This is a genomic window from Okibacterium endophyticum, assembly GCF_054780075.1.
This window is the reverse complement of record NZ_BAAGXA010000005.1, coordinates 826,470-841,578: the sequence shown is the minus strand read 5'-3', so window position 1 is coordinate 841,578 and position 15,109 is coordinate 826,470. Positions and strand designations below refer to the sequence as shown.

Annotated in this window: 12 protein-coding genes; 5 read left to right on the top strand and 7 right to left on the bottom strand. The window is 64.5% G+C overall.

What is annotated here, in order from left to right; all coding sequences use genetic code 11:
- Positions 1-185 precede the first annotated feature (185 nt).
- The 4 genes from ACYVF5_RS08275 to ACYVF5_RS08260 all read right to left on the bottom strand — a co-directional run bounded on the left by ACYVF5_RS08275 (position 186) and on the right by ACYVF5_RS08260 (position 4,766).
- Positions 186-905, bottom strand: a complete 720-nt coding sequence (locus ACYVF5_RS08275) for a type 1 glutamine amidotransferase (protein ID WP_460945156.1) — start codon at positions 903-905, stop codon at positions 186-188.
- Entirely contained in the window at positions 902-2,197 is a 1,296-nt protein-coding gene (locus ACYVF5_RS08270) for a Mur ligase family protein (RefSeq protein WP_460945154.1), read from the bottom strand. The genes ACYVF5_RS08275 and ACYVF5_RS08270 overlap by 4 nt, the downstream gene beginning before the upstream one ends.
- The gene (locus ACYVF5_RS08265) at positions 2,190-3,428 is read right to left on the bottom strand and encodes an RNA polymerase sigma factor (RefSeq protein WP_460945152.1); all 1,239 of its coding nucleotides are present in this window, start codon (positions 3,426-3,428) and stop codon (positions 2,190-2,192) included. The genes ACYVF5_RS08270 and ACYVF5_RS08265 overlap by 8 nt, the downstream gene beginning before the upstream one ends.
- Before the next feature lie 402 nt (positions 3,429-3,830).
- On the bottom strand, positions 3,831-4,766 hold the full coding sequence (locus ACYVF5_RS08260; RefSeq protein WP_460945150.1) for a proteasome assembly chaperone family protein: 936 nt from the start codon (positions 4,764-4,766) through the stop codon (positions 3,831-3,833).
- Between the two features lie 105 nt (positions 4,767-4,871).
- On the opposite strand from ACYVF5_RS08260, the gene ACYVF5_RS08255 reads away from it, so the two are divergent.
- The 3 genes from ACYVF5_RS08255 (at position 4,872) to sucB (ending at position 9,756) form a co-directional block, all read left to right on the top strand.
- Positions 4,872-6,380, top strand: a complete 1,509-nt coding sequence (locus tag ACYVF5_RS08255; protein ID WP_460945148.1) for a leucyl aminopeptidase — start codon at positions 4,872-4,874, stop codon at positions 6,378-6,380.
- Between the two features lie 93 nt (positions 6,381-6,473).
- Entirely contained in the window at positions 6,474-7,847 is a 1,374-nt protein-coding gene (gene lpdA / locus ACYVF5_RS08250; RefSeq protein ID WP_460945146.1) for a dihydrolipoyl dehydrogenase, read from the top strand.
- A gap of 52 nt (positions 7,848-7,899) precedes the next feature.
- Entirely contained in the window at positions 7,900-9,756 is a 1,857-nt protein-coding gene (gene sucB, locus ACYVF5_RS08245) for a 2-oxoglutarate dehydrogenase, E2 component, dihydrolipoamide succinyltransferase (protein ID WP_460945144.1), read from the top strand.
- A 28-nt stretch (positions 9,757-9,784) separates the two neighbouring features.
- Here the strand turns inward: sucB and ACYVF5_RS08240 are convergent, their stop codons facing one another.
- Positions 9,785-11,440 (bottom strand): protein kinase family protein, encoded by a 1,656-nt coding sequence (locus ACYVF5_RS08240; protein ID WP_460945142.1) that lies wholly within the window; start codon positions 11,438-11,440, stop codon positions 9,785-9,787.
- A gap of 120 nt (positions 11,441-11,560) precedes the next feature.
- On the opposite strand from ACYVF5_RS08240, the gene ACYVF5_RS08235 reads away from it, so the two are divergent.
- Positions 11,561-12,271 (top strand): DUF4191 domain-containing protein, encoded by a 711-nt coding sequence (locus ACYVF5_RS08235; RefSeq protein WP_460945140.1) that lies wholly within the window; start codon positions 11,561-11,563, stop codon positions 12,269-12,271.
- A gap of 111 nt (positions 12,272-12,382) precedes the next feature.
- On the opposite strand, the gene ACYVF5_RS08230 is transcribed toward ACYVF5_RS08235, so the two are convergent.
- The gene (locus tag ACYVF5_RS08230) at positions 12,383-12,808 is read right to left on the bottom strand and encodes an RDD family protein (RefSeq protein ID WP_460945138.1); all 426 of its coding nucleotides are present in this window, start codon (positions 12,806-12,808) and stop codon (positions 12,383-12,385) included.
- 133 nt (positions 12,809-12,941) lie between these two features.
- Here ACYVF5_RS08230 and glnA point away from each other — a divergent pair, with 133 nt between their 5' ends.
- A complete protein-coding gene (gene glnA / locus ACYVF5_RS08225) occupies positions 12,942-14,366 on the top strand; it encodes a type I glutamate--ammonia ligase (RefSeq protein ID WP_460945136.1) in 1,425 nt (474 codons plus the stop codon).
- 293 nt (positions 14,367-14,659) lie between these two features.
- Here the strand turns inward: glnA and ACYVF5_RS08220 are convergent, their stop codons facing one another.
- Positions 14,660-14,983, bottom strand: a complete 324-nt coding sequence (locus ACYVF5_RS08220) for a TFIIB-type zinc ribbon-containing protein (protein WP_460945134.1) — start codon at positions 14,981-14,983, stop codon at positions 14,660-14,662.
- Positions 14,984-15,109 lie beyond the last annotated feature (126 nt).

Sequence of the window (15,109 nt, the reverse complement as noted above, 5' to 3'; positions counted from 1 at the left end):
TCGGCGCACGGCAGCGTGGCCGAGATGAGCCGCGTCGCCGCGACCTGTAAAAGGGCGGTGCCCTCGACACTGTCGAGGGCACCGCCCTTTTACCGTCTGTCGTGCCGTCTGTCGTCTGGCACTGTCCGTCGTCACGCCTTGCAGCGGTCTTTCAGTGCGCACGCCGGCTTCTGCCCGTCACGGGTTCAGGCGGGCAGCTTCTTCTCGAGGATCGCGCGCGCCGCTGCGACCACACGATCCAGCTCGTTGTGCGCCTCTGTGGTGCTGTACATGTCGCCTGTGCGCTTACACGCCAGTCCGATGAGGTGATCGGTGAATCGAGGGTTCACAACGAGAACAGGCCCATGAGCATGGGTTCCATAGCTGTTGCCCACAACGGCTCCGTCTCGTCCGTCACCATTGCCCCGCCCGTTCAGCACCTTTCCGAGCGGGCGCACACCGGGAGCGAGAACACTCCTCGCCGTGTGGTTCTCCGTGCCGATCAGCGTGCCGAACTCGCTCTCGATGCCGAATGCCTCGGTGATCACTCTGGGCGCTGTGCAGTCGATGGCGGCATCGAACACACCGGCACCCTCGAGTTCGACCCCATCGGGCATGCGGATGCGTCGTGAGAGCAGATGGAAGCCCGCACCGGCTGCGAGCAGAACGACGCCGTCGTCGACGAGCGAACGAAGGGCGGGAGCTATGCGTTCGACATCTGGTGCAACACTCCTGACCGCGCTCGACGAACCCGTTCCGATCGTCACGATGTCAACTGCCGACGGGAACTCGTCGCCGGGATGATGGCTCAGCTCGTCGACGTCGATGCCGGCCAGGCGCATCCTGCGGGCGAGGGCCATGCGGTTTCCAGCGTCGCCGTTGAGGTTGAGCTCAGAGGGATAGAGCTCGAGGATCCTGACCGTCATGCTGAGCCCGCCTCGAGGTCTCGGTATCCGAGATGCTTGCGTGCGAGCATCATCTCGTCGTGGTCGAGAAAAAACGTGTGACGTCCGCTCGCCGGTCGTGGTCCGGCGAGAATCCTGTCGATGGCTTTCGTCGTGTCCGGTTCGATCACTCCGAATGCCTTTCCCTCATACGCGAGCCGCAGGGCGACGAACGCGCCTTTCGGCCCGGTGATGACATCCACGTGGTCGATCTTCGAGAAATCGGCGTTGTAGAGCCACGAGGGATCCTTGCTCGACTCGTCATAGGCGAAAAGCACCGAATCGGGTGTCTCGGTCAGATAGTCGAGGTTGAGCTGCAGGCTTGCGAGGTTCTTGAGCATCAGGATCTCGATCTCGCGGTCGTCGACCGTGAGGATCTCGCCCCTGCCGTAAACGGTTTTGCTCGAGGCGACGGCCGCAACAGCCGTGCCGATGTCGAATCGGTCGCCGAGGTTCCGAGCTGCGAGGGTGAACGCCGCGGCGACATCGACCGCATAGTGCAGACCGCGTGCAGGCATCCGCACGGGATGCTCCTCCCCCCGCATACGGATCGTCGCGTCGAAACCGTGGACCGAGACGACCTCTGCGACGGCGGGCGCCGCAGCGACTGCAGCAGACCCGGAATAGTCGCGTGCGGAAAGCTGCCCATGCGGTGCTGAGCTCTGCACGTCGGCGGAGGCTCCGAAATACTCGACATCGAGACGCTGCTCTGCCTCGAGCTCACGACCGAGACGTGCGAGGTAGTTGTCGTCACGGTTCAACACCACGTATTCAGAGATGCCGCCCAGGATGTCTCTGAACATCTGCGCAACCCGATCGGGCTCGCCGAACCGGTAGATCTGATCGACCAGCAGGTTCAAGACCACGGCGGACTTCGGTTTCAGCTGCTCTGCGATCACACGACCATAGCCTTCGTCGATCTCGAGGATCGCGATGTCCGCGTCGAGCCGCCCGGTCAGGGTCATCTCAGAGAGAAGAGCCGAGTAGATCCCCTGCGGCATGTTCGCGCCAGAGGGATTCGTGAACACCTTCAGACCATGCGCCCTGACGATCGTGGTCAGGATGTTCGTGGTCGTCGACTTGCCGTTCGATCCGAGCACAAAGACCACCCCGTGCGGGAGCTGCGATGCGACACCGGAGAGAACCCCCGGCGCCAACCGCTGCACGATGTACCCGGGCAGCGCACTCCCCCCACCTCGGAGCCTGGTCGCGAAGCGAGCCAGGCGTCCGATGAGGATGGGAAGAACGTATTTCAGACCTGAGGGTCTACTCAAGGTAGTCCCGCAGGGACTGCGACCGTGACGGGTGACGCAGCTTCGCCATCGTCTTCGACTCGATCTGCCTGATCCGCTCGCGTGTCACGCCGAAGGTGTCGCCGATCTGGTCGAGTGTCTTCGGCATACCGTCGCCGAGGCCGAAGCGCATGCGGATGACCCCCGCTTCGCGTTCGCTCAGTGAGTCGAGAAGGCTCTCGAGCTGCTTCTGAAGCATTGTGAACCCCACGGCGTCGGCCGGAACCACGGCCTCGGTGTCTTCGATCAGGTCGCCGAACTCACTGTCGCCGTCCTCGCCGAGCGGGGTGTGCAGCGAGATGGGCTCGCGCCCGTACTTCTGAACCTCGACGACCTTCTCAGGCGTCATGTCGAGTTCGCGGCTCAGTTCTTCTGGTGTGGGTTCGCGCCCGAGGTCCTGCAGCATCTGGCGCTGAACACGCGCGAGCTTGTTGATCACCTCGACCATGTGCACGGGGATACGGATCGTGCGCGCCTGGTCTGCCATCGCGCGAGTGATCGCCTGACGAATCCACCAGGTGGCGTATGTCGAGAACTTGAAGCCCTTTGTGTAGTCGAACTTCTCGACAGCACGGATCAGGCCGAGGTTCCCTTCCTGGATGAGGTCGAGGAACTGCATCCCGCGGCCGGTGTAACGCTTGGCGAGCGAGACGACGAGTCGAAGGTTCGCACCGAGCAGGTGGCTCTTCGCACGCTGGCCGTCCTTCGCCACCCACTGCAGCTCTCGGCGAGCTTGCGGCGTGAGGTCATCGGCATTCGCCAGACGGTCCTCGGCGAACAGGCCCGCCTCGATCCTCATGGCGAGCTCGACCTCCTCCGCCGCATTCAGCAGAGGAACCTTGCCGATCTGCTTCAGGTAGTCCTTGACCGGGTCGGCTGTCGCACCGGTGATGGTCGCAGAATAGACCGGAACCTCGTCATCGTCTCCCGACGAGAGCACAAGGGCATCCTTCGGAAGCGCCTCTTCAGTCGCAGCCGTTTTTCTGACACCCTCATCCGTCGAATCCTCTCCGTCATCGTCGACGACCACGGCAGCGACATCGGCGTCTTCGACCTCTTCGTCGTCGACAGCATCGCCGTCAGCCTTCTTGTGTGCTGCGCCCCGCTTGGTCGGCGATCCCGTGCTTGCCGCCTTCGTTGCCGTCCGGCTGGTCTTCTCGGGGGTCGACGTCTTCTTCGCGGGGGTCTTCTGTGCCACTGGAGTGGTGATCATCTCTTCTTTTTCCGCAGTCTGTGCGGCCTTGGCGGCCATATGAGCCCCTTTCACTCCCTCAAACGGGCCCGCTGAGCGGTTCGAGGGTCTGGGTTGTTATCGCACGTTGCTGTGTTTTCGGACATTACTAAGACCCATGTCAAGTCCTGGTCGAACCCGGCGTTTTTCGACGACGCGGGCACAACGGACATGAACGGGTCCTTCTCACCATTATGTCACGGATTGCAGAGAGCACGAGCCATCGCACGGCATCGCATCCGATCGGCCGACCGCGCGTGAGGTTGCCGCCGGCGGCCCCTTTTGATCATGTCTTCGGGCTACAACCGCAGGGAGCCCGCTTGTATTCCCTCGACCTCGACGATTCGGCGTTGTGCCTACACGGCTGCGTGCACACGCCGCCTGTCACTGCGGAAACGGACCGTGAGGTGTTTCGTCTGGGCCACGGCGACCGGCCAGGAACTTCTCGAGTTCGGCGGCGATCTCGTCTGCGGTGGGCACAACACCGTCCGAGTCCGTGAGGGGCGACGGAAGGCTCGAGCCCTCCATATAGGCGTCGTAGCGCTCTTCGAGTGTTCCGACGAGGCGCGCGAGTTCCTCGTTGCCTCCGACCTGTTCGTCGATGCGCGAAACGAACTCACGGCCCTCTTCCCGGAGTTCGTCCGTCGGCAGGATCAGCCCCGTCGCCGCACTGATGCTGTCGATGGCCGCGAGTGCGGCCGAGGGGAACTCGGTGTCAGAGAGATAGTGCGGGATCAGAAGTGCGAAACCGCTGACCGATCCGCCCCTTTCAGCGATCCGGAACTCGAGCAGGTGGAGGACGTGAGCCGGAACCTGCGTGTGCGGTCTCCACACGCTCATGTTCTCGACGAGCTCCGCTCGTGTGCCGCTCACGGTCACCCCGATCGGGCGGGTGTGCGGCACAGGCATGGGGATGGCGTGCAGCCAGGTGACCTGCGACACCTCGAAGCGGTCGATCAGGCCGAGCACCTGCTGAACGAAGGCCTCCCACATGAAATCCGGCTCGTAGCCGGTGAGCAGAAGGAACGGATGCTGCAGGTCGTCGTATGCAAGCGAGAGCTCGAGTCTCGGCGGCGTGTAGTCGCTCAGGTGATCCTGCTCGAAAGAGATGATCGGCCGCCTCGCGCGGTAGTCGAGAAGACGATCGTTGTCGAACACGGCGACAACACGGTGGTCGATGACGTCGCGCGCGTATTCGTTGAACTGCGCAGCGGTTGCTCCCGCGTCGACGAAGCCGGTGAGCGCCACCACGAGGTCGAGTCCCTCAGGCACGCGACCCGCTATCTCCGTGAACTCGAAGAGATCGTCGGCAGATGTCATGTTTCCACTCTAAGCGTCGACGATAGCCGCCCGTGGCGTGCTCAGGGGGCACCGACTCTGCCGTGAGCGAACAGCGCCCGAGGGATGCCGTTTAGGGTGATTCCCATGACCGTTTCTGAAATGCGCATCTCGCACGAACCAGCACGCACAAGCGACGCAGACGTCATTCTGCTCGGAGCCCTCCGGGGCGGGAAGAGCCCGTCACTGCACGCACACGGCGACTTCGCCCGTGTCGGTGAGTCCTTGGCGTCGATCGGCGTGCGCGGAGGACAGGATGAGGTGACCAGGATCCCGGCGGTCGACGGCGTCTCTGCCGGGAGCATCGCGATCGTCGGCATCGGAGACGAGCCCACCCCCGATGCCCTTCGATATGCAGCGGGCAGCGCGATCAGGCAGCTCACCGGGGTCGGACACGTGGCGATCGCGCTTGCCGTATCGTCCGTCGAGGAGCTCTCGGCCCTTCTCGAGGGGGCGGCGCTCGGGAGCTATGCGTTCACCGCGTATCGAAAAGACTCGCTCGAGGGCACGATGCTGCCCCCGCGCGTGATCACCGTTCACATCGATGCGTCGATCGCAGAAGCGGATGTCATCGCATCCACCCTCGAACGATCACGCGTCGTCGCCGAAGCCGTCGCCCGCGTGAAAGACCTCGTGAACACCCCGCCGATCGACCTCTATCCGCAAACGCTCGCGGAACACGCCGTCGACGCCGCAGCGGGCCTTCCCGTCGAGGTCAAGATCTGGGACGAGCACGACCTCGCCGCAGACGGTTTCGGCGGCATCCTCGGTGTCGGGCAGGGATCGAGCAGAAGCCCTCGCCTCGTCAAGGTCATCTACGCTCCGAGTGAAGCGAGCAGCCACCTCGCCCTCGTCGGCAAGGGCATCACGTTCGACACCGGTGGGCTCTCACTCAAGCCTGCTGCCGGAATGCTGGGAATGAAATACGACATGACCGGCGCGGCGACTGTGCTCGCCGTGGTCGTCGCCGCCGCGAAACTCGGCCTGCCGGTGCGCCTCACCGCCTGGATGTGCATCGCAGAGAACATGCCGTCCGGAACCGCGATCAGGCCGAACGACGTTCTCCGGATACGCGGCGGCAAGACAGTCGAAGTGACGAACACCGATGCAGAAGGCCGTCTCGTGATGGCCGACGGTCTCGTGGCGGCGAGCGAGGAGCATCCTGACGCCATCATCGACATCGCGACGCTCACGGGAGCGGCCTCGGTCGCACTCGGAAAACGCTACGCCGCGGTGATGGGCGACGACGACATGATCGACAGGGTCCGTTCGGCAGCGATCGCGGCAGGCGAGCGATTCTGGGCCATGCCCGAACCGGCAGAGCTGAAGGCTCTTTTGCGGTCCGACGTCGCCGATCTCGCGAATGCCAAGGTCGGGAACTCCGCCGGCGGCATGCTTCTCGCCGGGATCTTTCTGCGTGAGTTCGTCGGACGAGTCGACGACTCGGACGACGCGGCGACGATTCCCTGGGCGCACCTCGACATCGCCGGTCCGGCGAACAACCCGGACAGCCCGTTCGGATTCACCGGCAAGGGACCGAGCGGCGTCGGTGTCAGGGCGCTGCTCGCGGTCGCTGAATCGTACGCACACGCGTAGTAAGGTCGAGGAGGCGAACAACGCCCGCGGAACGTCTGTTCTCACAGCAACAGGCGCATGAATCCAGATCCCGGATGCACGAGGAGATACTCAGTGTCGGAACAGACCTTTGACATAGTGGTGCTGGGCGGTGGAAGCGGGGGCTACGCGGCGGCATTGCGCGCGAGCGAGCTCGGCTTCTCAGTCGGCATGATCGAGAAAGACAAGGTCGGCGGCACCTGTCTTCACCGAGGGTGTATTCCGACGAAGGCGCTGCTGCATGCCGCCGAGGTCGCGGATGTCTCGAGGGAGTCCTCGAAGTACGGCGTCACGACATCGTTCGACGGCATCGACATCGCGGGGGTCACCTCATACCGAGAGGGCATCGTCGCCAAGAAATACAAAGGGTTGCAGGGCCTTGTCAAGGCCAGGGGCATCACAACCATCGAAGGCGAAGGCCGTCTGACGTCGGCGACGACGGTGGCCGTCGGCGACGACACGATAACGGGCAAGCACATTGTGCTCGCCACGGGCTCGTACAGCCGTTCGCTGCCCGGCCTCGACATCGGTGGCCGTGTCATCACGAGCGAGCAGGCGCTCGGGCTCGACTACGTTCCGAAGAAGGTCGCCGTCCTCGGCGGCGGAGTCATCGGCGTGGAGTTCGCGAGCGTCTGGAAATCGTTCGGGTCAGAGGTCACGATCATCGAAGCCCTCCCCCACCTGGTCCCGAATGAAGACGAAGCGATCAGCAAGTCTCTCGAGCGGGCATTCCGCAAGCGCGGAATCGGGTTCTCGCTCGGTGTGCGGTTCCAGTCGGTGACACAAAACGACTCGGGCGTCGTCGTGACACTCGAGAACGGCGAGACCGTGGATGCCGAGCTGCTGCTTGTCGCCGTCGGACGCGGCCCGTCGACGGCGAACCTCGGGTTCGAAGACGTGGGTGTCGAGATGGACCGTGGTTTCGTGACCACGAACGACCGTCTTGAAACCAGCGTTCCCGGTGTCTACGCAGTCGGAGACATCGTTCCAGGCCTCCAGCTCGCGCACCGCGGATTCCAGCAGGGAATCTTCGTCGCCGAAGAGATCGCCGGCCTGAGCCCCGTGGTCATCCCGGACTCGAACATCCCCAAGGTCACGTATTGCGACCCAGAGGTCGCCTCGGTGGGACTGAGCGAGGCAAAGGCCGTTGAGCAGTACGGCGCAGACAAGGTCACCGCATACGACTACAACCTCGCGGGCAACGGCAAGAGCGAGATCATCGGCACAACGGGCAATGTCAAGGTCGTCAGGGTGAACGACGGCCCCGTCGTCGGTGTGCACATGATCGGCGCACGCGTCGGTGAGCTCATCGCAGAGGGCCAACTCGCTGTGAACTGGGAGGCATACCCAGAAGACATCGCCCCGCTGATTCACGCCCACCCCACCCAGAACGAAGCGCTCGGAGAAGCGTTCCTCGCGCTGGCCGGCAAACCGCTACACGCTCTCTGACCGTGCTGATCACTAAGCTAGACAACGAGAAGTTTTCAAAGGAGACAAGGTCATGAGCGAATCCGTCAGCCTTCCGTCGCTCGGCGAGAGCGTGACAGAGGGTACGGTCACCCGCTGGCTGAAGAAGGTCGGCGACCGTGTGGAGGTCGACGAGCCGCTGCTCGAGGTCTCGACAGACAAGGTCGACACCGAAATTCCCTCACCGGTCGCGGGCGTCATCGAGGAGATCCTCGTGAACGAAGACGACACGGTCGAGGTCGGCGCGGCGCTCGTGCGAATCGGCGACGGCTCAGGTGCTGGATCGTCTGAATCCGCGTCGCCAGAGTCAGCACCGTCAGAAGCAGCGCCGTCCGAGGCATCCGCGACAGACGGAGCACCTGAAGCAGCACCCGAACCAGAACAGTCCGAAGAGGCTGCGCGCACCGAGACAGCCGATGCGGCCGTCGACGAGGCCGAAGCGCAGCATGAGCCCGTCGCCGAGCGTCCTGCTCCTCAGCCGGCATCGTCTGCTCCTGCGCCAGAGGCCGCAGCCGCCGGTGGCGGTTCAGGAGACGCGGAGTCGGTCGTGCTGCCGTCGCTGGGTGAGAGCGTGACAGAGGGCACGATCACGCGCTGGCTCAAGGGGGTCGGCGACGAGGTCGAGGTCGATGAGCCGCTGCTCGAGATCTCGACAGACAAGGTCGACACCGAGATCCCCTCGCCCGTCGCCGGAATCGTGCAGCAGATCCTGGCCGCAGAAGACGAGACCGTCGAGGTGGGCGCTGTGCTCGCCATGATCGGTTCGGGTGCCGCGCCGTCTGCCCAGCCGCCTGCCGAGCCGAGTTCCCAACCTGCCGCACAGGAGCAGGAACCCGCGAAACAGCCGGAGCCGGCCCCTGCAGCACAGACCGAGGCAGTCGAGCGGCCCGCGCCCGCTGCCAAGCCGGCAGAGCCGGCCCAGAAACCGCAAGCGGAAAGCTCTCCGTCACAGCCATCGGCCCCATCAGAGGGCCCGAGCTATGTGACGCCGCTCGTGCGCCGCCTGGCACAAGACAAGGGCGTCGACCTTTCGACGGTCAGGGGCACGGGCGTCGGTGGCCGCGTGCGCAAAGAAGACGTGCTGAAGGCGGCGGAGTCCGCTGCTCAGAAGCCAGAGACGGCCACGGCGGCGACGGCATCCGCCCCGCCCGCCGCCGCCCCTCTCGAGACGTCGCCGCTTCGCGGAACCACACAGCCGATGTCGCGTCTGCGCAAGGTCCTCGCCGATCGTGCAGTGGTGTCGATGCAGTCGACCGCACAGCTCACGAGCGTCGTCGAGGTCGATGTCACCAACGTCGCCGCCTTCCGAGACAGGGTCAAGGGCCGTTTCGTCGAGCAGACCGGTGTGAAGCTCTCGTTCCTCCCGTTCTTCGCGCTCGCCGCTGCTGAGGCGCTCAAGGCCTACCCGGTGATCAACGCCACCGTCGACGGCGACCAGATCGTCTACCCCGAGCACGAGAACCTGAGCATCGCCGTCGACACGGAACGCGGGCTGCTCACTCCTGTGGTGCGGGATGCCGCCGATCAGACCCTCGCCGACCTGGCCAAGAGCATCGCGGATCTCGCTGAGCGCACACGCAACAACAAGCTCAAACCAGACGAGCTGGCGGGCGGCACCTTCACCCTGACCAACACCGGTTCCCGCGGGGCCCTCTTCGACACGCCTGTCGTCTTCTTGCCGCAGGTCGCGATCCTCGGAACGGGCATCGTCACGAAGAAGCCAGTTGTTATGACGCAGGGCGGAGTGGATGCGATCGCGATCCGGTCGACGGTGTACCTGGCGTTGTCGTACGACCACCGGATCGTCGACGGTGCGGATGCCGCGCGGTTCCTCGTCGCGGTGAAGAACCGGCTCGAAGCCGGTCAATTCGAGCAGTCGCTCGGGATCTGATCGCTCGGTAGCCGGTCGACGGGGTGGATCACACCCCATCGGACTCGAAGAGGTCACGCAGGCGCCAGCCGGCCGTCGTTCGCACAAGCAGAACGATCGCAGGCTGGCGTTCTGCCGTTTCACCCTCGGCGCGCGTCTCGGTTGTGCGCACGATCGCTGTGTCTCCCAGTCGTTGAACGAGTTCCAGCGTGATCTCTGCCCCTGACGCCGCCTCCACCGGCGCCGCCCGAACAGCTATCGAATGCGCGTCGGCGACGTGGATGGCCGAGGACTCTTCGTCGACGTCGTCGAGGCATGCACGGTCGGCTGCCACAAGGCAGTCGTCTCGCGCGGCAAGCAGGTAGCGCGCTGCCACCACCGGGTCGTCACCCGAGGCCGCGGCCTCGGGCGGTGACCCGTGTTCCTCGGTCCCCTCTGCCGTCGAAGCTCCCGCATCCGCCGTGCCCGTCGACGTGCGGTCGAAGGTCTCCGACGATGTGGATGCACTCCTGGTTTCGTCTGCTTCGGGTATCGCCACCAGCCCGACGGTCACGGCGACGACCGCGACAGCACACGCGAGCCCGATCACCCGTGGACGAGGGCCGCGACGCACCGTGGCCTCGTCTGCGCCGCTGTCCGGAGCACGGCCGGCGGTGCGGCGGTCTGCCCGACGCGGATCATCGTCTCGAGGTGACGATGGTTCGGACCGCGACTCAGATCGCCGGCCGACGATGGATTCGACGACGGAGAGCAGAGAGCCGGGGATCAGCCACGACAGGCGGTCGATCGCCGTCAGCGCTGCCCGGCGAATGCCGCGTGTTCGCTCCGCCTGTCGTCGTGGCCGCAACCCTTCTGCATCCCGTCGGGTCGACAACTGCCCTGTTCCGGCACGCGCCCGCGAGCTGCCCGACACCCGTTCTGCGTGGATCTGACCGCCGTTCAGATCAACCGGCAACGGCTCGGCCAGACTGAACAGACGGTACTCGATGGCGCTCGAGAGGTCGTCTGTGTCGCTCTCGACGGCGCGCTCGATCCCGTCGGCGGCGTCCGCAGCAGAGGGGCCGGAGCCGAGAACCTCGCGACAGATCCGCGCGAAGGCACGGTAGTCCTCTCTCTGCAGCCGTCCACGGTCGGAGTCGCCTGCAGGAACGACGACGCGCTCGAGCTCGGCGAGCACGGGCCTTCCCTCTGATGTCAGGTGCACATACGCGGTCGTCAGCGACCGGCAGGAGTACCCGGCCAGGTGCAGGGCGTCGATCGCCTGTGCGAGTGGCGCGAGAACGGTGACGGCCTCGCCCTGCGGGAGCGACCCGCGCGCCCGCAGCAGCGCGGCCAGGCTGATATGCGTCTGCTCCCATGCCACGACGATCCGGTGTCGGTGCGTGCCGACGTCGACCAGTCGCTGGATGAACGGTGACTCGACCTGTTCGCTCACACGCAGGGCGGTGCTGACGAGATCCGCTGATCCGGCCGTGTGGAAGACCCGTATGAGCACCGGTTCCGTTCGAAGCCGCCCGGCGGCGTCGGGCGAGTCCTTCTGCCCGGATGGCGGAACGCGATGCGCCAGATAGCTGCGTGCGTCGGCATCCCGGCCGAGAAGCCGCACAACCCGATAGCCGCACAGGACTGTGCCAGGGAGGATCTCATCTGCGCTCTGCAACGTCGCCCGCCCGCCGTCTGCAGCCTCAGGTGTTCGTGTTCGCATGCCGCTATCGTGCAGCATCGAGCGACGCAGGGGGCGCGGCGCGGTCATCCTGTGCACAGGTAGGCCGACTTCGTCGATACGTGCAGAAACACCCACGATGTCTGCCGTATTCTTGTAGCCATGGCACGCAAGGAAAAGCCGGCTAAGGCTGCGAAAGAACCCGGTCGCTTGAAGCAGATGTGGCAGGTCTTCCAGATGACCCGTCGCCACGATTCAGCTGTCGTGTGGTGGATGCTGCTCGGTTTTCTCGGTCCGATCGCCGTTGGCATCGCCGTGGCGCTGCTTATCTCGGGCGGCAGCGTGCTCGGCATCGTGCTCTGGGTCATCTCCGGCCTTCTCGCCGGCATCCTGGCCGCCATGATCATTCTCGGCCGCCGCGCCGAACGTGCCGCATACGAACAGATCGCCGGCCAGCCGGGAGCTGTCGGAGCCGTCTTCCGCAGCTCACTCGGACGCAACTGGACGGGCAATGAGATGCCGGTCAACGCGAATGCGAAGACGCAGGATGCCGTCTATCGCGCCGTGGGCAAGGGCGGCATCGTTCTCGTCGGAGAAGGCCCCCGCTCGCGCACCCAGAGGCTCGTGCAGGACGAACGGCGCAAGATCAACCGCATCCTTCCGAACGTGCCCGTGAACGTTCTCTATGTGGGCCCCGACGACGACGCAGTGCCGCTGTACAAGCTCGCGCGTGCAATCAAGCGCATCAGAAAGCCCAAGCTGACGAAGCCCGAGATCCTCGCGGTTCGCAATCGTCTGGCGTCGCTCGGAACGAACCTGCCGATCCCCAAGGGCGTCGACCCCTTCAAGGTTCGCCCGCAGCGCGCCCGCTGAGCCCCTCAGCGACCCGGCTCTCTGTGACCTTTCCGGACGCATGTGGCCGGCTTTTCGAGCACCGTGGTCCGGAAAGGTCACATACGCAGGAGCGCTTGGGCGCAGCGAGCGTCAAAGCCGAACGAGCACCGTCCCCGCGACCTTGTCGTGAAAACCGCGCTGGTCCGAGTCCCAGACCAGCGCGGGGACGATCAGGCACAACAGCAGCGTGCGGACGACCGGGCGCCATACGCCGACCCATCCCCCGACAAGCGGAACGACGCGCAGCCCGACGAGGCGGTGGCCGATGCTGCCGCCGATCGTGGGGATGAAGACAAGCTGCATAACGGCGAAGATCAGGTAATTCGCGAGGGCGTCATAGTTGAAGAACGCCAGTGAGATGATGACGGCGAGTGCCCAGTCGATAGCGAGAGCGGCGATGCGCCTGCCAGGGCGCCCGACACTCATCCGCCCAGACCCAGGTAGTCCGAGGCGTTCGCCGGGAAAACTGCTCGGTGCGAGGTCGCCGAAGCGTTCGGCTGCGGGTGAGACGGGCATCCCCTGATTCTACGCCGCGCAGACGTGTAACATGCTGGAAACATGGGTGTCACCATAGGGAAACCCCGTGTCTCTACCCTCAGGAGAGGTTGCGCGTTGCTTCCGACACACCAAGCCATTTGGAGTTCTTCACATGTTCAGTGATTCTTCTGAGGTGCTCACGTTCATCAAGGAGACGGACGTCAAGTTCGTCGACATCCGTTTCACGGACCTTCCCGGCGTTCAGCAGCACTTCAACATTCCCGCGGCGACCGTCGACGAAGAGTTCTTCACCGTCGGCCAGCTGTTCGACGGCTCGTCGATCCGCGGGTTCGCCAACATCCACGAATCCGACATGCAGCTGATCCCCGACGTGACGACCGCATACGTCGACCCGTTCCGCACCGAGCGCACGCTCATCATGGTGTTCGACATCTACAACCCCCGCAACGGCGAGATCTATGCAAAGGATCCGCGTCAGGTCGCAAAGAAGGCTGAGAAGTACCTCGCCTCCACGGGCATCGCAGACACGGCGTTCTTCGCGCCGGAGGCCGAGTTCTACATCTTCGACGACGTCCGCTACGAAGTGAACCAGCACGAGAGCTTCTACTCCGTCGACTCGAGCGAGGGCGCCTGGAACTCCGGCCGTGAAGAAGAGGGCGGCAACCTCGCCAACAAGACGCCGTACAAGGGCGGGTACTTCCCCGTGAGCCCTGTCGACCAGCACGCAGACCTGCGTGACGACATCTGCCTCAAGCTCATCGATGCGGGCCTGATCCTCGAGCGCAGCCACCACGAGGTCGGTACCGCCGGCCAGGGTGAGATCAACTACCGGTTCGACACGATGGTGCACTCGGCCGACGACATCCTCAAGTTCAAGTACATCGTGAAGAACACGGCGAACGAGTGGGGCAAGACCGCGACGTTTATGCCCAAGCCGCTCTTCGGCGACAACGGTTCGGGAATGCACACCCACCAGTCGCTGTGGAACGGAAGCACACCGCTGTTCTACGACGAGAACGGCTACGGCGGTCTCTCTGACATCGCTCGTTGGTACATCGGCGGCCTGCTCAAGCACGCACCGGCGGTGCTCGCCTTCACCAACCCGACGGTGAACAGCTACCACCGTCTGGTTCCCGGCTTCGAAGCCCCTGTCAACCTCGTGTACTCAGCCGGAAACCGGTCGGCATCCATCCGCATCCCGATCACGGGCACCAACCCGAAGGCCAAGCGCATCGAGTTCAGGGCACCGGATGCCTCCGGCAACCCGTACCTCGCATTCGCCGCACAGCTGATGGCCGGCCTCGACGGGATCAAGAACCGCATCGAGCCGCACGAGCCGGTCGACAAGGATCTCTACGAGCTCCCGCCGGAAGAGGCGAAGAGCATCCCCCAGGTGCCCGCATCGCTCGAGGCTGCGCTCGACGCTCTCGAGGCCGACCACGAGTTTCTTCTCGCCGGCAACGTCTTCACACGTGAACTCATCGAGACCTGGATCGACTACAAGCGCGAGCGCGAGATCAAGCCTCTCGCGCAGCGTCCGCACCCGTTCGAGTTCGAGCTCTACTACGGGGTGTAGCAACTCACGGCGATCCGCCCGCAACATCATAAAAGAGTCCGCACGAGCAACAGCTCGTGCGGACTCTTCGTTGCGGTGGTCGAGCAGGCCGCCAGGAACGAGCGATCGTGTCGAAACCGTTGGACTCGTTATCGGCGCTCACCGACAGGCTCGACCACCGAGGTCCGCTCAACCGACGGGATGTCTCGACAAGCTCGACCACCGGCCTGCTCGACCACCGGCCTGCTCGAGCACCGGGGGTTCACTCGACCAATGAGAGGTCACGACAGGCTCAATCGGACGAGGGCGCGCCGCTAGTCGAAGAGCTCGCTGAGCCAGCTCTCTTTCTTCTTGCGGCGGTATCCGCCGTACCCGCCATCCCTGCCGTCATAGTCGCGATCACGATCGCCATAACCGCTGGTGTAACCATCGCGGAGGGGCGGTTGAACCGGCGCTGCTTCCTGGTAGCGCGGCGGGGCGGCCGGAACTGCAGCAGCATACTCCGCCTCAGCACGGCTCAGAATCTTGTCGAGTTCGCCACGATCGAGCCACACACCCCTGCACTCGGGGCAATAGTCGATCTCAACGCCACTGCGCTCGCTCATCACCAGGGTGGCTGAGTCATTCGGGCACTTCACATGTCCTCCTCGATTGTGCGATCAGGTTGATTCTATGAGGCCTGACTGAACGGATGCAGCGAATCGAGCCGCACGACCAGCTGGCGCTACAGGTTTTGTGACGCGCTACACGAGCTAGGGGCGCGC

Bases quoted from the DNA above. Each gene is read 5' to 3' on its own strand.
- ACYVF5_RS08275 (WP_460945156.1), bottom strand. From the start codon at position 905: ATGACGGTCAGGATCCTCGAGCTCTATCCCTCTGAGCTCAACCTCAAC.
- ACYVF5_RS08265 (WP_460945152.1), bottom strand. From the start codon at position 3,428: ATGATCACCACTCCAGTGGCACAGAAGACCCCCGCGAAGAAGACGTCG.
- ACYVF5_RS08260 (WP_460945150.1), bottom strand. From the start codon at position 4,766: ATGACATCTGCCGACGATCTCTTCGAGTTCACGGAGATAGCGGGTCGC.
- ACYVF5_RS08255 (WP_460945148.1), top strand. From the start codon at position 4,872: ATGACCGTTTCTGAAATGCGCATCTCGCACGAACCAGCACGCACAAGC.
- sucB (WP_460945144.1), top strand. From the start codon at position 7,900: ATGAGCGAATCCGTCAGCCTTCCGTCGCTCGGCGAGAGCGTGACAGAG.
- ACYVF5_RS08240 (WP_460945142.1), bottom strand. From the start codon at position 11,440: ATGCGAACACGAACACCTGAGGCTGCAGACGGCGGGCGGGCGACGTTG.
- ACYVF5_RS08235 (WP_460945140.1), top strand. From the start codon at position 11,561: ATGGCACGCAAGGAAAAGCCGGCTAAGGCTGCGAAAGAACCCGGTCGC.
- ACYVF5_RS08230 (WP_460945138.1), bottom strand. From the start codon at position 12,808: ATGCCCGTCTCACCCGCAGCCGAACGCTTCGGCGACCTCGCACCGAGC.
- glnA (WP_460945136.1), top strand. From the start codon at position 12,942: ATGTTCAGTGATTCTTCTGAGGTGCTCACGTTCATCAAGGAGACGGAC.